Source organism: Pseudomonas sp. GGS8, from assembly GCF_024168645.1.
In the GTDB taxonomy this organism is placed as follows: domain Bacteria; phylum Pseudomonadota; class Gammaproteobacteria; order Pseudomonadales; family Pseudomonadaceae; genus Aquipseudomonas.
The window spans coordinates 5,288,512-5,309,390 of sequence record NZ_JALJWF010000001.1; the positions used below are offsets into that span (position 1 = coordinate 5,288,512).

At 60.7% G+C, this 20,879-nt stretch carries 14 protein-coding genes and 1 tRNA gene; 3 read left to right on the top strand and 12 right to left on the bottom strand.

Annotated features, from left to right (window positions below):
* Window positions 1-2: 2 nt before the first annotated feature.
* The 7 genes from J3D54_RS23675 to fdnG form a co-directional block, all read right to left on the bottom strand.
* A tRNA-Sec gene (locus J3D54_RS23675) sits at window positions 3-98 on the bottom strand.
* A gap of 6 nt (window positions 99-104) precedes the next feature.
* The gene (gene selB / locus J3D54_RS23680) at window positions 105-2,024 is read right to left on the bottom strand and encodes a selenocysteine-specific translation elongation factor (protein WP_253423350.1); all 1,920 of its coding nucleotides are present in this window, start codon (window positions 2,022-2,024) and stop codon (window positions 105-107) included.
* Entirely contained in the window at window positions 2,021-3,451 is a 1,431-nt protein-coding gene (gene selA, locus J3D54_RS23685) for an L-seryl-tRNA(Sec) selenium transferase (RefSeq protein ID WP_253423353.1), read from the bottom strand. Before selA ends, selB begins: the two co-directional genes overlap by 4 nt.
* A gap of 65 nt (window positions 3,452-3,516) precedes the next feature.
* Window positions 3,517-4,455 carry a formate dehydrogenase accessory protein FdhE gene (gene fdhE, locus J3D54_RS23690; protein WP_253423356.1) on the bottom strand — a complete coding sequence of 313 codons (939 nt, stop codon included), beginning with the start codon at window positions 4,453-4,455 and terminating at the stop codon, window positions 3,517-3,519.
* Window positions 4,456-4,459: 4 nt separating this feature from the next.
* On the bottom strand, window positions 4,460-5,113 hold the full coding sequence (locus J3D54_RS23695; RefSeq protein ID WP_253423359.1) for a formate dehydrogenase subunit gamma: 654 nt from the start codon (window positions 5,111-5,113) through the stop codon (window positions 4,460-4,462).
* Window positions 5,110-6,054 (bottom strand): formate dehydrogenase subunit beta, encoded by a 945-nt coding sequence (gene fdxH / locus J3D54_RS23700; protein WP_253423362.1) that lies wholly within the window; start codon window positions 6,052-6,054, stop codon window positions 5,110-5,112. Before fdxH ends, J3D54_RS23695 begins: the two co-directional genes overlap by 4 nt.
* Window positions 6,055-9,120: a formate dehydrogenase-N subunit alpha gene (gene fdnG / locus J3D54_RS23705; protein WP_253423365.1), complete on the bottom strand. Its 3,066-nt coding sequence runs from the start codon at window positions 9,118-9,120 to the stop codon at window positions 6,055-6,057.
* A gap of 235 nt (window positions 9,121-9,355) precedes the next feature.
* On the opposite strand from fdnG, the gene J3D54_RS23710 reads away from it, so the two are divergent.
* Together J3D54_RS23710 and J3D54_RS23715 are read left to right on the top strand one after the other, a co-directional pair.
* Entirely contained in the window at window positions 9,356-10,510 is a 1,155-nt protein-coding gene (locus tag J3D54_RS23710) for a MalY/PatB family protein (RefSeq protein WP_253423368.1), read from the top strand.
* 255 nt (window positions 10,511-10,765) lie between these two features.
* Window positions 10,766-12,112: a sodium:proton antiporter gene (locus tag J3D54_RS23715; protein ID WP_253423371.1), complete on the top strand. Its 1,347-nt coding sequence runs from the start codon at window positions 10,766-10,768 to the stop codon at window positions 12,110-12,112.
* A 126-nt stretch (window positions 12,113-12,238) separates the two neighbouring features.
* Here the strand turns inward: J3D54_RS23715 and J3D54_RS23720 are convergent, their stop codons facing one another.
* The 4 genes from J3D54_RS23720 to J3D54_RS23735 all read right to left on the bottom strand — a co-directional run bounded on the left by J3D54_RS23720 (window position 12,239) and on the right by J3D54_RS23735 (window position 19,267).
* Window positions 12,239-14,158, bottom strand: a complete 1,920-nt coding sequence (locus J3D54_RS23720) for a PAS domain-containing sensor histidine kinase (RefSeq protein ID WP_253423374.1) — start codon at window positions 14,156-14,158, stop codon at window positions 12,239-12,241.
* A gap of 134 nt (window positions 14,159-14,292) precedes the next feature.
* Window positions 14,293-15,195, bottom strand: a complete 903-nt coding sequence (locus J3D54_RS23725; RefSeq protein ID WP_253423378.1) for a zeta toxin family protein — start codon at window positions 15,193-15,195, stop codon at window positions 14,293-14,295.
* A 128-nt stretch (window positions 15,196-15,323) separates the two neighbouring features.
* Complete coding sequence (locus J3D54_RS23730; RefSeq protein ID WP_253423381.1) at window positions 15,324-17,603, bottom strand: ATP-dependent DNA helicase; 2,280 nt, start codon at window positions 17,601-17,603, stop codon at window positions 15,324-15,326.
* The gene (locus J3D54_RS23735; protein WP_253423384.1) at window positions 17,600-19,267 is read right to left on the bottom strand and encodes a VRR-NUC domain-containing protein; all 1,668 of its coding nucleotides are present in this window, start codon (window positions 19,265-19,267) and stop codon (window positions 17,600-17,602) included. The genes J3D54_RS23730 and J3D54_RS23735 overlap by 4 nt, the downstream gene beginning before the upstream one ends.
* A gap of 207 nt (window positions 19,268-19,474) precedes the next feature.
* Between J3D54_RS23735 and J3D54_RS23740 the strand changes: the two genes are divergently transcribed.
* Window positions 19,475-19,699 carry a YgdI/YgdR family lipoprotein gene (locus tag J3D54_RS23740; RefSeq protein WP_253423387.1) on the top strand — a complete coding sequence of 75 codons (225 nt, stop codon included), beginning with the start codon at window positions 19,475-19,477 and terminating at the stop codon, window positions 19,697-19,699.
* Between the two features lie 94 nt (window positions 19,700-19,793).
* Here J3D54_RS23740 and J3D54_RS23745 read toward each other — a convergent pair whose 3' ends face one another.
* On the bottom strand, window positions 19,794-20,873 hold the full coding sequence (locus J3D54_RS23745; RefSeq protein WP_253423391.1) for a tartrate dehydrogenase: 1,080 nt from the start codon (window positions 20,871-20,873) through the stop codon (window positions 19,794-19,796).
* Window positions 20,874-20,879: the final 6 nt, after the last annotated feature.

Sequence of the window (20,879 nt, forward strand, 5' to 3'; positions counted from 1 at the left end):
AATGGCGGAAGGCAGCCGGAGTCGAACCTGCCCGGGAACGGATGCCGTCCCCAACCGGGTTTGAAGCCCGGCCGCGCCACCGGGCGCGATTGCCTTCCTTGAACTCAGTCTGTCGCTGATTGGGCCAGTGCATTGTCGAGCCGGAGGTGGCGTCGGTCGCCAAAGCGGCGGGTCAGGCCGAGCCGGTCGAAGTATTCAAGAATCTGAATGCTGCGCTTGCGCCCCAGGCCCACGGCATCGCGAAATGCGGCGACCTGAATCACCGGGTTATCGTTGGCCAGTTGCACCAGCATAGCCGCCAGTCGGCGCACCAGCGTGTCGGTGTAAAACAGGTCGCGGACCACTTGGTACAGCAACCCCAACCGGGCCATCTTGCGCAGCAGCAGGCGCACCACCGCCTCGTCATGGCCAGTCGCTTTAGCCAGATCACGCACCCACGGCGGATCGAAACCCGCCTGTTCGAACAACGGTTGTAGCTGTTGCCACAGGCTTTCGTCGTCCTCGCTCAGGCGCACTTGATGATCGGGCAAATGCAGCCAGGGACCGCTGGCCACGATGGCTCCACTGGCCAGTAATTCGTCGAGCAGGCTGATAAAGGTCGGTCGATCCAGCGCAGTACCGGCGAAGCGACGCAGGCGATCCCGGTCCGGTCCCATTTGGTCTGGTTCGAGTTGATGAAAGCGTGCGAGGTGTTCCAGCAGTGGCGCTTTCAAGGCTTCCCAGCGCGCCGCTCCGAACAGCAAGAGCCCCTGTCGCGTATCGATGAGGCGCACGTCATCGGGTAATTCCCAAGTCTGGCGCGGACGGTTGAACTGGCGCTCCAGTCGCTGCGGATCGAGCCCGGTGTCGCTGTTGGCCAACAGCGCCGGCAGTGCTTCTTCCAGGCTATTGGTGGTGGCCAGCGTTTGTAGCTGCGCCAATCGTTCGGGGCTACGGCGCTGTCGGGCCGGGGCGAACGGGTCCAGCACCCGGCCACCGCCAAGGGTGCGTTGCGCGCTTTGGTCACGCAGGATCAAGCGGTCGCCCTTCACTGCCAACACCGGCGCATTGACCAGCAGTTGCGCGAACATCTGCGCCCCCGGTGCCAGGCTCGCGCCTTCCAGCAAGGCCGCCCGCCCCGTCACGTCCTGAGTTCCAAGATGCACATGCACCGGTTGAAAGTGTTCGAAGCTTCGCGCTTCGCTGGCCAACACCGTCATCTCGATATCCAGGCGCTGAGTGGGCGCATGCAGCCACTCGGCCAACAGCCAGTGGCCACGGTGAATCTGCTCCAGGGCAAGACGCTCGGCACTCAGGTTCAGCGCGACCCGCTGCCCGGCTGTTGCGCGGTCAACGGCCTGGTTCTGTGCATGCAGGCCACGCACTCGCACCGGTTTACCCAGCGGGCTCAACATCAGCGTATCGCCCACCGCCACCTGGCCGGACAACGCCGTACCGGTCACCACGATGCCGGCGCCGGCTACGCTGAAGGCCCGATCAATCGCCAGACGAAAACCGCCGTTGGCGCTGCGTTGAACAACCGCATGCTGAGCCTCCAACAAGTCTTGGCGCAGAGTCTCGATGCCCTCGCCGGTCACACTCGATAGCACGATTTGCGGTGCGCCGGCATAAGGTCCGGGCGCCAGTAATGCTTCGGTCTGCTCACGAACGACCTGTACCCGAGCCGGATCGACCCGGTCGCATTTGCTGAGTGCAATCAGTGCCCGAGGAATGCCCAGCAATTCGACAATCGCCAAATGTTCACGGGTCTGCGGCATGACGCCGTCATCGGCCGCCACCACCAGCAACACCAGGTCGATGCCCTGAGCGCCGGCCAGCATGTTGTGGGTGAAGCGCTCATGGCCGGGCACGTCGATAAAACCGGTCAGGGCCGCGCCCGGTTCCAGCGCCGCATAGACATAGCCCAAGTCGATGGTCATGCCGCGTTCACGTTCTTCACGGCGACGATCACCGGCCTGCCCGGTCAGTGCCTGGAGCAAGGAGGTTTTGCCGTGATCGATGTGCCCCGCCGTGCCGACAATCACCCGTCCCGGCCCTCCTTCTGCAATTGATCGAGTTGCGCCAGCCACGCGGCTTCGTCGTCGAGTTGGCGCACGTCGAGCCACAAGGCGTCATCGTCGATACGCCCCAGCACGGCAATCGGCAACCGCCGCAACGCTGCCTCCAGCCCCAACAATCGTCGGCCTCGCAGCCGTTTGGAAACGTTGGGGCGCAGGCATAACGCGGCGCTTGGCAACCGAGCCACTGGTTGGCTGCCACTGCCGATCATGCCCAATGCCGGCACTGCGCTGACGCTCCAGCCATCACCCAACGCCTGCGCCAGTGACGGTTGCAGGCGTTCGGCCTGGGCGAGGATATCGGTTTGGGGCCGGGTCAATAGACGCAAACTCGGCAGGCGTTCGGCCAGACGATCGGGATCGCGGTACAGCGCCAAGACGGCTTCGAGGGCAGCCAGGGTCAATTTGTCGACCCGCAAGGCACGCTTGAGCGGGTTCTTTTTGATCTTGGCGATCAGGTCTTTGCGGCCGACGATCAATCCGGCCTGAGGCCCGCCGAGCAATTTGTCGCCGCTGAAGGTGACGATGTCCGCGCCGTCGAGCAGCGCCTGGCGCACCGTCGGTTCGGCGGGCAGGCCCCAGCGGGTCAGGTCCAGCAGGCTGCCGCTGCCGAGGTCTTCGAGCAAGGGCAGTCCGTGGCGGTGAGCCAGTTGCGCCAATTCCACCGTCGGTACTCTCGCGGTGAAACCTTCGATGCTGTAATTGCTCGCGTGTACCCGCATCAGCAGACCACTGCGCGGGCCGATGGCCGCCTCGTAATCCCGGGCATGGGTGCGGTTGGTGGTGCCCACTTCATGAAGTTTGACCCCGGCACGGGCCATGATGTCGGGTATGCGAAACGCGCCGCCGATTTCGATCAGCTCCCCTCGGGAGATAATCCCTTCCTTGCGTGCGCCCAAGCTGTTGAGCGTCAGCAACACAGCGGCGGCGTTGTTGTTGACCACGGTGACGGCTTCGGCGCCGGTCAGTTCGCGGATTAAGCCCTCGATCAAGTCGTCCCGGTCGCCGCGCTTGCCGCTGCGCAGATCGAATTCCAGATTGAGCGGATAGCGCGCAGCCAGTTGCACCGCTTCAATGGCTTCTTCCGGCAACAACGCGCGGCCGAGGTTGGTGTGCAGCACCGTGCCGGTGAGGTTGAACACTCTACGAATCTGGCTGCGATGCTGAATCGCCAGACGCTCCCCGGCCCTCCCCGCCAATACGTCGGGGGCGATTTCAACGGCAGCGAGTTCACCGTTGTGCACCGGCTCGCGCAAGTCATCGAGCAATTGCCGCAGGCCGGCCAGCAGTGCGTCACGCCCATAACGGTCGGCCAGCGGTTGACAGGCGGGATGGCGTAGCAAGCTGTCGATGGAGGGCAGCCGCAAGGCTGGGCTGGCGGACGTTGCGCGCATCAGAGGCTCCCGGAAGCGATTGACCGTCGCGTCTGAGTGTAGCCCCTGAGCTGACAGGTATTAGCTCAGTCGCCTCCGGGCGCGAGCATCAGGTTGGGCGATGGCCGCTGGTAACCTTCCTGTTCCAGGCGCATGTCCAGCATCAGGCTGGACAGGTCCGCCGAAAGAGCTTCGGCCTCGGCGTCGTTTTCCAGGTAGATCAGTTTCAGGTAACCGTTGCAGCCCGGGCAGACCTCCGCCCGCAACGGAGCCTGATTGGCGGCGTGGCGGTCGTCCTCGAAGCTGACGTATTCCAGGCCCTTGCTCTGTTCGCAATACACGCACTTGACCCGCACCACATGCCATTCGCAGGCGCACAGCGAGCACACCAGATAACGCAAACCGTTGTATTTGCCGCGATGACGAATCACCCCAGCCATCGCCGGCGAACCGCAGGCCGGGCATTGGCTGAGGCTGTCGCCATGCTGGCGCTGTAGATGGAGTTCAAGATTGGCCGTGCGGAGCAGCCAATGGCTCCAGGCCGCTTGCAGCGCGGCACCGAGAAACGGCACCAGCGCAGCCGGCAGCAGTGAATACTGGCCGCTGACCAGGGCAATCGCCCACGCCTTGAGCAGCCCAGGGTTCGCGCTGCGCAACGTCGCCACGGCGTTTTCTACTGCAGCGTGTGGCGAAGGCTGATAGCGCTGCAACAAGGCCTCGAGATAGGGCAGCCAAACGTTTTCGCGCACCAGGCTGTCGGCAGCGAACGGCGGCAAGCCATGTTCTACGCACAATCGCAGACGTTCGGGGTCGGGCATGGTCGCCACGGGCGGATTGTCCATCAGCTGCTGCTGGACGTGGCACAGCCCCGCGATCAACCGCAGATAGTCCGCCATGGGATGGCCTTCGGCCAAACGTTGCAGGCGTAACGCGCGCAGGGTGAACAGGTTGTTCGGTGGCAGGTACAGAAACGGCGGTGAGCTCGCCGCCGCTTCTATCTGCCCAGGCTCGAGGATCGTGGCCAAGGGGTCATCCTTTTTTGCTGATCGGTCGCTCAGGCGTTTCGTCACCGGTTACTTCCCGGTACCAGAGCTCATGGTGTTTTCTCGCCCAGGCACGGCTGACCCGGCCACGCACCATGGCGTGGACCGAACCGCGAATCCAGATACCCGCGTAGACGTGGACAATGATGCTCAGCACCAGGATGAACCCCGCCAACGCATGCAACAGCATCGCCCAGCGAATGCTGGTGATGCCGAAGTACGCACTGAACCAGGCACGCCAGATCACCAGCCCGCTGAACAGCAGCACCAGCATGCAGATCAGCAATACCCAGAACAGCAGCTTCTGCCCCGGATTGTATTTACCGATCGGCGGCACGCCCTCCTCTTCGTTACGGATTACACGCCCGACACGCCTGAGCCACAGCCGGTCGTTGGTGATGAAGTAGTTCGCCCGCCAGAAACTGCACACCAGGCCAAGGAACAGCACAAACATCGTCACACCCAGGTAAGGATGCAGAATGCGCGTCCAGGAACCGCCGCCAAACAGGTTACTGAGCCAGAACAGCCCCGGATGGAACAAGGCCAGCCCCGACAGCGCCGCCATGAAAAACAAAATCGCCACCAGCCAGTGATTGGTACGCTGGTTGACGGTGTAGCGCAGGATCGGTTTGTCGTTCATGGCCTGTCCTCCCCGCCCGGTTTGCTCGGATCGAAGGTGTGCACCGACGGATCGAACTCATGCACGGCGGGGTCGACGGTGGTCGGATGTTCGTCCTCCTCGACCAGTTGCGGCCCGACGCGCACGTAATGGAAGAACCCGGCCAGCACCGCAGCGCCCATGGCCAATAGCGCCAAGGGTTTGCTCAGGCCTTTCCACAGGTCCACCAGCGGACTGATCGTCGGATGATCCGGCAACCCGGCATACAACCTGGGCGTATCGGCATGGTGCAGCACATACATAACGTGGGTGCCGCCGACGCCTGCAGGGTCATACAAACCGGCGTTGTCGAAGCCGCGGCTCTTGAGGTCGACGATGCGTTCGGCGGCGTGTTCCTTCATGTCTTCCTTGGTGCCGAACACGATGGCGCCGGTCGGGCAGGTTTTCACGCAGGCCGGCTCCAGCCCCACCGCCACCCGGTCCGAACACAGTGTGCATTTATAGGCCTTGTGATCCTTTTGCGAGATGCGCGGAATGTTGAACGGGCAACCGGTGATGCAATAGCCGCAGCCGATGCAGTGGTCCTGATCGAAGTCGACGATGCCGTTGGCGTGCTTGATGATCGCGCCGGGGCTCGGGCACGCCGCCAGGCAGCCGGGCTCGGCGCAGTGCATGCAGCCGTCCTTGCGGATCAGCCATTCGAGGTTGCCGGCGTCGGTTTCATGTTCGGTGAAGCGCATCAGGGTCCAGGTGTCTGCGCTGAGGTCGTGAGGGTTGTCGTAGGTGCCGAGGTTGTGACCGACGTCGTCGCGTAGCTCGTTCCATTCCGAGCAGGCGACCTGGCAAGCCTTGCAGCCGATGCACTTGGTGGTGTCGATCAGCTTGGCCACTTCCTCTTGGGTGCGCACCGAGGGCGGCACGGTGGTGGTGGCCGAACGGGCGATAATGTCTTGGCTGGCCATTTAGACTTTCTCCACGTTGACCAGGAATGACTTGGATTCCGGGGTCTGTGTGTTGCCATCGCCGAGGAACGGCACCAGGGTGTTGGTCAGGTAACCGTGACGGGTGGCGCCGGTGAAGCCCCAGTGCAATGGAATCCCGATCTGGTGCACCACCTGATTGTTGACCTGCAGCGGACGAATCCGCTTGGTCACCACCGCCACCGCCTCGATATGCCCGCGCTTGGAACTGACCCGAACCCGGTCGCCAGCGGCAATCCCCTTCTCCTTGGCCAGGGCTTCACCGATCTCGATAAACTGCTCGGGCTGGGTCACGGCGTTGATCGGGCAATGTTTGGTCCAGAAATGGAAGTGTTCAGTCAGCCGGTAGCTGGTCGCCGCGTAAGGGAAGTCCTTGGCCTGGCCCAGGGTGTCCCAGACCGAATCGAAGATCCGCCCGGCCGGGTTGCTGGTCGCCTGCTTGTTGTTGGGGTGCATCGGGTTGATGCCGATGGGCGTCTCGAACGGTTCATAGTGTTCGGGGAACGGCCCTTCGTTCATCTTGTCGAGGGCGAAGAAACGCGCCACGCCTTCGGGGTTCATGATGAACGGATTCATCCCGGCTTCCGGCGGCACATCGACCTTGTAATCGGGCACATCGGTGCCGGTCCAGACCTTGCCGTTCCACCACACCAGCCGTTTTTTCGCATCCCACGGTTTGCCTTGAGGGTCGCACGAGGCGCGGTTGTAGAGAATCCGTCGGTTCGCCGGCCAGGCCCAGGCCCAGCCCAGGTTCTGCTTCATGCCGAAAGGATCGCTGTTGTCACGCCGGGCCATGTTATTGCCCTGCTCGGTCCAGCTGCCGCAGAAGATCCAGCACCCGGACGCCGTGCTGCCATCGTCCTTGAGCTGGCCGAAACCGGACAGCTGCTGACCGGCCTTGACCACCGCCCCCGAGGCGTCGGTGACATCGGCGATGGCGTAGCCGTTGAATTCCCGGGCCAGTTCTTCCGGCGTCGGGTCTTCGGGCACTTTGTAAGGCCAGTCGAGCTTGAGGATCGGCTCGGCCCAGGCGCCGCCATTGGCCTGATAGCGCTGGCGCAGACGCATGAACAGCTCGGCCATGATCTTCACGTCGGTGCGCGCCTGGCCCGGGCCATCGGCCCCCTTCCAGTGCCATTGCAGCCAGCGACCGCTGTTGACCAGTGAGCCGTTTTCTTCGGCGAAACAGGTGGTGGGCAGGCGAATGACTTCGGTCTGGATGTCGGCCGTCTGCACATCGTTGTAAGGCCCGACGTTGCGCCAGAACTCCGAGGTCTCGGTGGCCAGCGGATCCATCACCACCAGCCACTTGAGCTTGGCCAGCGCCTTCATCACCCGGTTCTTGTCCGGCAAAGCGGCGATCGGGTTGAAGCCTTGGCACATGTAGCCGTTGACCTCGCCCTTGCCCATCATGTCGAACATTTTCAGGATGTCGTAGCCGGGAATGTCCAGCTTCGGCAGCCAGTCGTAGCCCCAGTGATTCTCGGCGGTGGCATTGGCGCCGTACCAGGCCTTCATCAGGCTGACGTGAAACTTGCCGTAGTTCTGCCAGTAGGACATCTGCCCGGGACGCAGCGGCTTGAGGGCACGCTTGGCGATGTAGGTGTCGTAGTCCTGTTCGGCTTCGGCCGGCAGGGTCAGGTAACCAGGCAGTAAGTTCGACAGCAGGCCCAGGTCGGTCAGGCCCTGGATGTTGGAGTGCCCGCGCAGGGCGTTGACGCCCCCGCCCGGCATGCCGATGTTGCCCAGCAGCAGTTGCACCATGGCTGCGCTGCGGATCATCTGCGAGCCGATCGAGTGTTGGGTCCAGCCCAGGGCATAGAGAATCGTCATGGTCTTGCCCGGTTGCGCACACGTGGCAATCTCTTCCCAGATTTTCTTCATCGCGTCGGTGGGCATGCCGCAGACCTGACTGGCCAGCGCCAGGGTGTAGCGGCTGTAATGCTGCTTCATCAATTGATAGACGCAGTGTGGGTCCTGCAAGGTCGGGTCGACTTTGGCAAAACCATCCTCGCCGATTTCATAACCCCAGCCGGACTTGTCGGTGTAGCTGCGCTTGCTCGCGTCGTAACCGCTGAACAAGCCGTCCTCAAAACCGTAGCCGGCCTTGACGATAAACGACACGTCCGTATAGGCCCGCACGTACTCGTGCTGGATCTTGTCTTCGGTCAACAGGTAATTGATCAGCCCGCCCATGAAGGCGATGTCGGTGCCGGTGCGGATCGGCGCGTAATAGTCCGCCACCGAGGCCGTACGGGTGAAACGCGGGTCGACCACAATCAGCCGCGCCTTGTTGTGGGCTTTGGCTTCGGTCACCCATTTGAATCCGCAAGGGTGCGCTTCTGCGGCGTTGCCGCCCATCACCAGAACCAGATTCGCGTTGGCGATATCGGTCCAGTGATTGGTCATGGCACCACGGCCATACGTCGGGGCAAGACTTGCCACCGTCGGGCCATGTCAGACACGTGCCTGGTTATCGAACCCCAGCATGCCCAGACTGCGAATGACCTTGTGGGTGATGTAACCCGCTTCATTGGACGAGGCCGAGGCCGCGAGGAAACCGGTGGTCAGCCAGCGGTTCACCGTTTGCCCCTGGGCGTTCTTCTCGATGAAGTTGGCGTCGCGGTCGGCCTTCATCAGGTCAGCGATGCGGTCCAGCGCTTCATCCCAGGAGATGCGCGTCCACTCCTTGGTGCCTGGCTTGCGCACCTGCGGATACTGCAGACGGCTGGGGCTGTGAATGAAATCGAGCAGGCCTGCGCCTTTGGGGCAAAGGGTGCCGCGATTGACCGGGTGGTCGGCATCGCCTTCGATGTGAATGATGCTCTGGGCGACATTCTTCGCATTGTCGCCCTGGCTGTACATGATCAAGCCGCAACCGACCGAGCAGTACGGGCAGGTGTTGCGGGTTTCATGGGTATGAGCGAGCTTGAAATGACGCACTTGTTCGGCGAAGGCTGGCGTCGGAGCCATGCCCAGCGCGCCGAGGGTGGATCCTGCAAGGCCGAGACCAGCGACCTTGAAGAACTGACGACGGTTGAGGTCCATCGTGCACTCCTGATCAGGTGGAAGCCCGGTGCGTTGGCCGGGTTTTTCTGGACGATCACGGTGACGGCAACGGAACTACCGCCAATTAGAACTTTAGACAATGTTGTGGTGCGCGGTCTGAAAACCGACCGTCGGCGGCTTGCCGGTCATGCTCTGTTGCACAACTCGCCAGCGGTGAAGGTTGGCGCTTATCATGGCCGCCGGATTACCCCCTCTGCCTTTTATGAGACTGAGCATGACTTTCGATTTTGATCAGGTGTTCGACCGCCATGGCACCGGCAGTACCAAGTGGAGCCGTTACCCGGCCGACGTGTTGCCGATGTGGGTCGCCGACATGGACTTCGCCGCGCCGCCCGCGATCATTCAGGCCCTGCAAAAACGCCTGGAACACCCGATGCTCGGTTACAGCGTGGCGCAGGATGACTTGCGTGACGCCATCGTCGCCGACCTGTGGAGCAAGTACGCCTGGCGTGTGCAGCCCCAGGAACTGGTGTTCCTGCCGGGTATCGAGTCGGGGTTCAACATGGCCCTGCATGCGCTGGTTCAGCCGCAGCAGAACGTGGTCGTGCAGACGCCCAACTACCCGCCACTGCGCCATGCGCCGGGCCATTGGCAGTTGAACAAGATCGAACTGGACTTCGACGCGCTGGCCGATGGCACGTACGCCACGCCTCTCGATACCTTGCGCCAGGCACTGCAAGGCGGCGGCGCGCTGCTGTTGAGCAACCCGCATAACCCGCTGGGCAAGGTTTTCCCCCGAGAAGAACTGCAAGCGGTCGCCGACATCTGCCTGGAGCAGGACGCCTGGATCATCTCCGACGAGATCCACGCTGAACTGTGCTTCGACGGGCGCGTGCACATTCCGACCGCCTCGCTCAGCCCGCAGATTGCCAAACGTACGATCACCCTGATGTCGGCGAGCAAGGCCTACAACATCGCCGGCCTGAAGACTGCGTTCATGATTATTCAGGACGCTGCGCTACTCCATCGCGTCAACCATGCCCGCTGCGGCATGGTCGACAGCGTCAACCCGCTGGGCCTGGAAGCCACCCGCGTCGCCTATAGCGAAGGTCGCCCATGGCTGAGCGAACTCATGGCCTACCTGCAAAGCAATCGGGACTATCTGGTGGAGGCCGTTCGCACGCGGTTGCCGGGCGTGACCATGAACGTGCCCCAGGGCACTTATCTGGCGTGGCTCGATTGCACGGCACTGGGGCTGGACAACCCGCAGCAGTTCTTCCTCGAACAGGCCAAAGTCGGGCTGAGCGCCGGGCTGGATTTCGGCGATCACGCCCAGCAGTTCGTGCGCCTGAACTTCGGCTGCCCACGGGCGCTGCTGGAGGAAGGGATTGCGCGGATGGAGCGCAGTTTGCGCAAGCGCAAGGCCTGATTCCACACAGAGTCAATGACACAACACATACCCTGTGGGAGCGGGCTTGCCCGCGATGGCGATCCGTCAGGAAAATTGATGGAGCCTGACACTCCGCCATCGCGGGCAAGCCCGCTCCCACAAGGGAATGTGTGTGCCTTGTTTGCTCCCACTCGGCATCCCGTGATGCTGCCTCAGTAAAAAATGAACCCTGACGATTGACGTAGCTCAATACCTTTAAAGGCCATAAGGGCCGCACGTATCCGGGAACCGGGCATGAGTTTCATTGCATGGGTGGCGGTGTTGGGGGCGGTGCTGCTGACCCTGGCGCTGACCTCTTCCTATCTGCGCTGGATGCCGGTGACCACCTCGGCGGTGTGCCTTGCTCTGGGCGTGGCGATCGGCCCGGCGGGCCTGGGCTTGCTGAAACTGGACATCACGGACGCAGCAGTCTGGATGGAGCACCTGACGGAAGTCGCGGTGCTCTTTTCGCTGTTCGTCTGCGGACTCAAGTTGCGCCTGCCGCTCAAGGATCGTCAATGGCGAGTGGCGATCGGCCCGGCGGGACCGGTGATGATCCTGACCATCATTGGCGTCTGCCTGCTGCTGCGCTACGGGTTTGACCTCGCCTGGGGGCCGTCGCTGCTGATCGGGGCGATTCTGGCACCCACTGATCCGGTGCTGGCCTCGCTGGTGCAAGTCAACGACGCCAGCGATGACGACCCGGTACGTTTCGGGCTCTCCGGTGAGGCCGGCCTGAACGATGGCATTGCCTTCCCTTTCGTGATCCTTGGTTTGTTGTTTGTGCAGCAGAACGGCGGCAGCGGTGCCTGGCTTGGTGAATGGGCCTTGAAAAGCGTGCTGTGGGCCGTGCCGGCGGGCTTGCTCATCGGTTACTGGATGGGCCACGGCATCGGGCGCCTGACCTTGTCGATGCGCATCCGCAATGCCGACAGCACCCTTTCCCCCAACGATTACCTGACCCTGGCTTTGATCGCCCTGGCTTACGTCGCCGCCGAACAGATCCATGGCTATGGCTTTCTGTCGGTATTCGCCGCTGGCCTCGGTTTGCGGCAAGCCGAAGTCAAATCCACCAGCGACACCCAGATGCCCGCCGAGAATCTGGTGCAGCCGGTGGTTGGTCACCAGAACGTCGAGCCCGAAGCCGCCGTCCATGGCGACGTGTCGAATCTGCAGGACACTCAAGTGGCGGCCGGCATCATGATGGGCGACATGCTGGCTTTCGGCAGCCTGGTGGAGCGCGCCATGGAAGTGTTTCTGGTAACCCTGCTGGGCGTGGTGCTGGTCGAGCACTGGGATTGGCGAGCGCTGCTGGTTGCGTTGGTGCTGTTTTGTGCCATTCGCCCTTTAAGCGTATGGCTCATACCGTGGGGGCGTTTGCTGGATGGCCGACAACGCCTGTTGATCGGCTGGTTCGGGATTCGCGGCATCGGTAGCTTTTACTATCTGTTCTACGCCTTGAACCATAACTTGGGTCCATCGGCAGCGACGCTGTGCACCGACCTGACGTTGTCGGTGGTGGCGCTCAGCATTCTCGCGCATGGCATCAGCACTCAACCGATGCTTGCCCGTTATGAGCAGCGCAACCGGCTGGACGTTTGACGAGGTCTGCGTTAGCCGGATTCAAGACTGCTGCGCAGCCTCGCAGGCTCGACAGCTGCTACAAGTGAACGCAGGTTTTGCCGCTGCGATGAAGAAGGCCTTTTTGGACCCGATTGCCTCTGTCATTCACTTCATGACCAGAGCAATGATTTTCACCAGATTGAGTTGGGTAAAAGGCTTGGACAGGCGCGGCAGTCTGGCTGCGAAGCCTTCCAGTCGGTCTGCGTAACCGGTGGCGAGGATGATCGGCAGGTGTGGCTTCAAGGCCCGGATCGCCTGCGCCAGTTGCGCGCCACTCATTCGGGGCATGACCATGTCCGTAATCACCAGGTCAATGTCATGTCCGTTGTCAAGCAGCTCCAGTGCCTGGGCACCGGACGCAGCACTGATCACCCGATGGCCAAGGTCCTCTAGCAACAGACTGGTACTGGTCAACACCAGGCTGTCATCGTCAACGACCAACACACACAAACTGGGCACCCGCGACTCAGCGGTCTGCTCGGTAGCGGGTTCGGTGGTCGAGCCAGCGACTGCGATCGGCAACCAGAGTTCGGCCGTGGTACCGGCATCCTTCTGGCTTTTCAGGACGAAGCGCCCGCCCAGTTGTTCGGTAAACCCATGAACCATCGACAACCCCAGGCCTGTTCCTTTACCGACGCCTTTAGTGGTGAAGAACGGGTCCATGGCCAACGCCAGGGTAGCGTCATCCATGCCCTCACCCGTGTCCGTGACACTCAGGCAGACATAACGACCTGCCGCAAGGGATAACTTCGCCTGATCGCAAACCTCCTCCACCCGGGCACTGATAAAAAGTTTTCCGCCGCCGGGCATTGCGTCGCGGGCGTTGGTCGCCAGGTTCAGTACCGCCAGTTCCAGCTGATTGACGTCGGCCATGACAGGTTCGAGTTCGGCTGCAAAGCAGGTTTCAATGTTTACAGAAGGCCCTAGAGAACTGCGCAACAACCCGGTAATCCCTTGTATCAGCGTCGGTATCTCGACCGCTTCGGTCTTGAGCTCCTGACGCCTGGCAAACGCGAGCATGCGCTGGGTCAGGGAAACGCCGCGCAAGGCACCCTGGGTCGCGTTGTCGAGCAGGCGGGTAATTCTCGGATCGTCCGCTGCGCGTTTGCGTACGATTTCCAGATTGCCGAGGATAACGGTCAGCAGATTATTGAAATCGTGGGCAATGCCCCCGGTGAGTTGGCCGATGGCCTGCATTTTCTGCGCCTGAAACAACGCTTCGCGGGTTTGTTCAAGCGCCTGCTGGGCTTGTGTCACCTCGGTGATGTCCCGGGTGATCTTGGCAAATCCCAGCAATGTACCGGTGTCGCCCCAGATCGGATCGACCACGACATGCGCGAAAAAGCGCGTACCGTCCTTGCGAACGCGCCAGGCCTTGTTTTCGAATCGGCCCTCGCGAGTCGCAATGTCCAGCGTCCGCTGCGGTTCGCCGGCTTCACGGTCTTCAGGGGTGTAGAAGATCGAAAAATGTTGACCGATGACTTCTTCGGGCCGGTAACCCTTGATGCGCTGCGCCCCCGGATTCCAGTTGGTCAGGCGTCCATCCGGAGCGAGCATGTAGATGGCATAGTCCGTGACGCTTTGCACCAGCAGCCGGAACTGCTGCTCGCTTTGCTTAAGGGTTTCTTCGGCCATCTTGCGATCGGTCAAATCCCGCGTGATCTTGGCAAAACCCAGCAACTTGCCCGACGGATCGAAAATGGGATCGATCACGACGTGGGACCAGAAATGCGTACCATCCTTGCGAACCCGCCAGCCTTCGCCCTCGAAACGCCCTTCGCTAATGGCGGTATCGAGGGCGCGCTGAGGCAAGCCGGCCTGGCGGTCTTCTGGGGTATAAAAACGCGAGAAGTGCTGGCCGAGAATCTCCGCTTCTTCATACCCTTTGAATCGCTTGGCGCCAGCGTTCCAGCTGGAAATGATGCCATCGGGGTCAATCATGTAGATCGCGTAGTCGACCACCGCATCTATCAGCAGACGAAAGCGCATCTCTTCAATGGCATTCTTGGTCCGGTCATCGCTCATGGATCCCTGCCCTTATTGTTGTTCTTCTGAAGTATGCGACAAACCGCTCGTTGGGAAATTCAAAAAATGGATGCGCGGCGAAGCGCCGGTCTCAGCCTCGTGTCACTTCGCCGCCGAATGGGTGTGAACTATTATCAATGCAGATTTTTGGAGATACAGGCGTACAAATCGTTGTAGACGAAGTTCGGGACATACTTGGCGTGAGTCCGGGCCTTGTGCAACGTCATATGGCACTCTTTGATCATTTGCTCCCGGTCGTTCACCGCGATGACGTTATTAATAATGCTGGCATAGACGCTGTAGGCAAAAACTGTCTTGGATGTCGCAACGGTGACAGAGCCGTCGTCAGCTAGTGTGTAGGTGCTTTGAGCGCGCAAGACACGCTCTTTCAACGCGCCGAATCCGCGCTCGTACAAGGTGATTTGCGAACCGCTGATCGCCTTTGCAGCCGTCTCGAAGGCCACGAGTATCGCTTGTGCATTACCCATGCTGGCATTCAGATCGGCTACCGTCAGGAACCTTTCCATCTCCTTTTGAGCCAGGCTTTTCAACGCTCTCTTGATGCTGGACAGGTGTGCAAATACTTGAGTGCAACCCACGATGTGGGTCTCGAACTGATATCCGAGGGCGGTTGCCGACGGTGGAAAGGCAGCAAACTTGTTACTGTCGAATGCACACTCCATGATGATGTTGTACTTGAGCTTGAAGGCTTCGGTGAAGATCTTTTCGCTGACCTCTCGGACAAATCCCTCAGTATGTTCATACGCATATAAAACACCTTGTTTGATCATTTCTGCGTATTCAGGGTGTTTTTTTCGGTATTCGGGCAGGTACAGACGAACGTAGTTGTCATAGCGTTTGGTGGGTAGAAGGGTGTTTTCCAGTAGATAGGTTTTACCTGATCCTTGCAGTCCGGCAACGACCAACATTTTTGGGATGGCCTCGGCGGTGATACCGCAAAGTAGCTTCTTTTTTATTTCCTCGAACGCCGCGGTGACATCCTGAGTGGTGTGCGGGTATTTCGGTGCTACTGACATACCTTGATTTCCTTATCAAAGATTCGCTTGAAAGTGATTGCCTGCCCTTTGAATAAAGCGTTGTTTCGTTGTTTGTTCAAATGAGCGTGTCTTTCAAGATATGTCACTGTTTTATAAGGTAAAAACTCCTACAAACCAGAAGGAAAATGCGTCAGCTCAACGGACCACCAACTCGGCAGCAATTGCTTGACCTTGCTCTCTGCGAACCGGTCATCGATCAGCATTACCACCCCTTGATCCTGCCGGGTACGGATCACCCTTCCTGCCGCCTGCACCACCTTCTGCACGCCTGGAAACAGGTAGGTGTAGTCATAACCGGCACCGAAAATCGCCGCCATGCGCTGTTTCAGTTGTTCGTTGACCGGATTGAGTTGCGCCAGCCCCAGGGTGGCAATGAAGGCGCCAATCAAGCGTGCGCCGGGCAAATCGATACCTTCGCCGAACGCGCCACCCAACACCGCAAAACCGATGCCCTGGCTGTCGGCGGTGAATTGATCGAGAAAGTCCTGACGCTGCGCTTCTCCCATGCCACGGGACTGCGACCACAGCGTGATGTGCGGATAGCGCTCGGCCAGCAACTGCGCCACTTGTTGCAAATAATCAAAGCTGCTGAAAAACGCCAGGTAGTTGCCGGGGCGTTGGCTGAACTGTTTGGCCATCAGCTCGACGATGGGCGCAAGGGAGGCCTGACGGTGAACGAACCGCGTGGATATCTGGCTGACGATATGCACTTGCAGCTGAGCGGCGTGAAATGGCGATTCCACATCAATCCATACCGTGTTCGCCGGGGTCCCCAGCAAGTCGGCATAGTAATGCCGAGGGCTCAGGGTCGCGGAAAACAGCACCGTGCTGCGCGCTGCGGTCAGGCGCGGGCGGATGAAACCGGCGGGCACCACATTGCGCAGGCACAGCTGCGACAGGTTGCGCTTGCGGTCGAGGTCGCGTTTGCTGATGTCGAACAGAAAATGCTCATCGAACAGTTCAGCCACGCGGCCGAATTGCAGCATGTCGAAGTAAAAGTTCTGCAAGCCGCTGTCCAGGCCCTGGGGGTGGTCATTCAGGTAATCGCCGATGCTCGCGCAGCACGAAGACAACGCCTGAAGCAGTTTTTCCGGGGCTTTGTCATAGGCCTGATACGGGGCGAATTGCTGATCATGCAGGGCATTCCATTCACGATTGACCCGCTGCAAGGTTTTTTTCAGCGCCTCGGGGGCGGTTTTTCGCACGCCGTTCAAAGTCGCCTGGTCTAGGCTGGCGCTGTACATCTGCCGGCCGCGCTCCACCAGGTTGTGGGCCTCGTCCACCAGCACCGCGACATTCCAGTTATTGGCCTGGGCCAGTCCGAACAGCAATGCACTGAAATCGAAATAGTAGTTGTAGTCGGCGACCACGACGTCCGCCCAGCGGGCCATTTCCTGGCTCAGGTAGTAGGGGCAAACCTCATGCTGCAGGGCCACCTCGCGCAAGGCGCTTTGGTTCAGCAAGCTCAATTCACTGGCGGCCTGACGCGCGGCCGGCAGGCGATCATAAAAACCCTGGGCCAACGGGCAGGACTCACCATGACAGGCTTTGTCCGGGTGCTCGCAGGCCTTGTCCCGGGCGATCATCTCGAGGATTCGCAACGGCTGCGCATCGGCGCTGTCGAGGATGACCTGAGCCGCGTCCAGCGCCAATTTGCGCCCCGGGGTTTTCGCCGTGAGAAAAAACACCTTGTCCAGTTGCTGTGGCGCCAGGGCCTTGAGCATCGGGAACAGCGTGCCAATGGTCTTGCCGATACCCGTCGGCGCGTGGGCCATCAGGCAGCGGCCGGTGCTGACCGCCTTGAACACCGACTCGGCCAGATGCCGTTGGCCGGGGCGAAAATCGGCATGGGGAAAGGTCAGTTGCTGTGCCGCCAGATTGCGTCCCTCGCGATGGGCCATTTCCTGCTCGGCCCAGTGCAGGAACAACCCGCAGTGGTGCTCGAAGAACAGTTGTAAGTCGGCGGCGCTGAAGGTCTCGACCAGACAGGTTTCTTTTTCGCTGACGATGTCGAAGTACACCAGCGCCAGATCGATCTGCGCCAGATCCAGTTTCAGGCACATCAACCAGCCATAGACTTTCGCCTGCGCCCAGTGCAGCTGCCGGTGATTGTCCGGTTGCTTGCTCAGGTCGCCCCGGTAGGTTTTGACTTCTTCGAGGCAGTTTTGCCCTGGATCGTAGCCGTCTGCCCGGCCTTTCACGGTCAAGGTTCGATACTGGCCCTCGAGCGCGACCTCATTCTGGTAACCCTCGCTGCGTCGTGACGCCACGGTGCGATGGCCGACGATGCCTTCCAGCGCGGTCGGCGACGGGGTAAAGCGCAGGTCGAGGTCGCCGACCTTGGCGGTGAACTCACACAGTGCCCGCACCGCAATGCTGTAGCTCAAGCGCCCTGCTCCACCCATTGCACGTAGCAAACGGCAATCGGCATCTGGTGCTCGTGACAGAACTCCAGCCAGCGCACCTGATTATCTTGCAGACGATCGCCGGGGCCTTTGACTTCGATCATGCGATAGGTTTTGTGGTGCGGCCAGAACTGGATCAGGTCCGGCATGCCGGCACGGTTGGCCTTGATGTCGAGCAGCAGTCGATTGAACCAGTGTTTGAGGTGTTCGGCAGGTAGACAGTCGAGCGCCTGCTCCAGCAGTTCCTCGCTCAACGCGCCCCAGAATACGAACGGTGACTGCACGCCCCACTTGGCGATGTAACGCTCGCGGATGGTCTGGGCGTAACGCCCGTTATCGAGTTCGGCGAGGCAGGCCTGGAACAAATCCGCGCGCCGCGCATGAAAGTCTTCGTTGTGCAGGTCCACCGGCCCGCGCTGGAACGGGTGAAAAAACGCGCCCGGCAACGGAGCAAAGATTGCCGGCCAGCACAGCAACCCGAACAGCGAGTTGATCAGGCTGTTCTCGACGTAATACACCGGTGCCAACTCGTCCGCCAGGTGCGCCTGAACGTAATATTCCACCGACAATGCCGGGTCGTGCCTGGGCAATTGCAGGTCCAGACGCTGCATGGTCCGAGGGGCTGGCCGCTTGATCGGCGGCCCACCCAGCTTGCGTCGCAGCCTGGGCAGTACACGCAATAAATGCTGATGCTCGGTGGCGCTTTCCGGGGCTTGCTCGGCCTGGGCCGCCAGCTCCATCGCCAGTTGAAATTCACCACAGCGCTCCAGCACGCGAATCAGTCGCAGACGCGCGCCGGGGTAGATGCAATCGCGGTAGAGACCCAGAGCGGTGGAAAAATCCGCCATGCGCTCGCAATGCTGAGCGATCTGGAACAGCAACTTGGCCCGACGTCTTTGCAGCCAGGGATTGGCGAGTTCGAGCCCGTTGATTTGTTCGACAACCACCGCTACGTCTTCACCGGCCTCGAAACGCTGCTGACAGCTGTGCAGGAACAGGCAGGCGTCGACGTCCTCGCGACTGCGCAAACCTCGGGACTCGGCGCAAAACTCGACTTTTTCGTAGGTGTAGATGCCCAGGTCAGCCAGCACGAACTCCGACCAGTCCTGGTAAAGGTTGCCGAAGAACATCAGGCGCAGGCGGTCGCACAGGCCCATGACAGTCAGGCTGAACAACCGGTCATCCAGTGCCGGGCACCACTGGGCAAAACGCTGCGCTTGGGGAAACCGCTCGCTCAGGGCCGGCAGCCAGTCGCTCTTTTTGCCTTTCGGTTGATCGATGGCGTCGCCAAAACACTGGAGAATCTCGGCCTTGAGCAGCACGTCGAACAAATCCTCGAGGTGCAACGGCAACTGCTCGTCGATCCAGCCCGACGCCAGGAGCGGCGCAACGGCGCTGGCGATGTCGCCGATTTCGACGTAACTCAGTTTGCCGGCCCTGAAATGCACGCCCTTGCGCATTACCAGTCTGACCAGTAAAGCCTGGGACTCGCGGGGCAGTCGGTTGAAGTCGCGGATGAAGTCCTGCTCTTCGAGGCTCAGTACATCGGCATAACGATGCTCAAGCCAATCAAGCACTTGCATGAAGTTGTTCAAGTAATAGAACGGGTCGTCGAGAGGATTTACAATCACGGGCAATCGGGCCATGGCAAGCGAATACTGGTTATGCGTACAGATACCAGCTATGCCCCACCCGGTGCAAATGGAAAAGGATCAGTGGCGACGCTATCGGACGATTTTCGGGAGACCATCGAACTTTCTGCCATTGCATCGCACCTAACCGCGTTAGAGGCACAGTGAGGATTGATCTCGAACGAGGCGTCGCACTGTTTTTATTGAGTGATGGAGGTGTGTATGAATATCAAGACTCTGGGTTTGCCCCTGGCGGTAGCGGCCCTTCTGGCCCTGACCGGTTGCTCGACGCCAACGGTCGTGACCCTGCAGAACGGCACCCAGTATTTGACCAAGGACATGCCGAAAACCAAGAGCAAGGACGGCTTCTTCGAGTTCGAAGATATTTCCGGGGCGAAAGTGAAGGTCCGGGCCGATGAAGTGACCACGATTCGCAAGGAAGACTGATCCCGACGCAAATCCTGTGGGAGCGTGGCTTGCCCGCGAAGAACGATGACGCGTAATACCGGCAAGCCACGCTCCTACAGGATTCCCATCGCTTTTAAAGCGCTTGTGCAATTGCCTTGCCGACCTCCTGGGTCGAGCCCTGCCCGCCCAGGTCCGGGGTGATCGGCCCTTGGGCAATCACCCGTTCGATCGCCTGCAAAATCCCGTCGTGCGCGGCGCGATAACGCTCATCGCCGTTGCCCAGAAAATCCAGCATTAACGCGCCGGACCAGATCATCGCGATCGGGTTGGCGATGTTGCGCCCATAGATGTCCGGGGCCGAGCCGTGCACCGGTTCGAACAGCGATGGAAAACGCCGCTCGGGATCGAGGTTGGCCGACGGCGCAATGCCAATGGTGCCGGCGCAGGCAGGTCCCAGGTCGGACAGAATGTCACCGAACAGGTTCGAAGCCACCACCACATCAAATCGGTCCGGTTGCAGCACAAACCGTGCGCACAGGATGTCGATGTGCTGCTTGTCCCAAGTGATGTCCGGGTACTGCGCGGCCATCAACGCCGTGCGCTCGTCCCAGTACGGCATGCTGATTGAAATCCCGTTGGACTTGGTCGCCGCCGTCAGGCGTTTGCGCGGTCGGGTCTGGGCCAGATCGAAGGCGAACTTGAGAATCCGGTCCACGCCACGCCGGGTGAACACCGACTCTTGCAGCACGAATTCATGCTCGGTGCCTTCGAACATCTTGCCGCCGACCGAGGAATACTCACCCTCGGTGTTCTCGCGGATCACCACGAAATCGATGTCCCCCGGTTTGCGCCCGGCCAGCGGGCACGGCACGCCGGGAAACAGACGTACCGGGCGAATGTTCACGTATTGGTCGAAGTCACGGCGAAACTTCAGCAGCGAGCCCCACAGGGAAATGTGATCCGGCACCTTGTCCGGCCAGCCGACGGCGCCAAAGTAGATGGCGTCGAAACCCTTGAGCTGCTCAAACCAGTCATCGGGCATCATCTGCCCGTGTTCCAGGTAGTAATCGCAGTGAGCCCAGTCGAGCACTTCGATGCTCAGCTCCAACTGCCACTTCTTCGCGGCTTGCTCCAGTACCCGCAACCCTTCCGGCAGGACTTCCTTGCCGATGCCATCGCCGGCAATCGCGGCGATTCTGAATGCCTTGCTCATCAATCG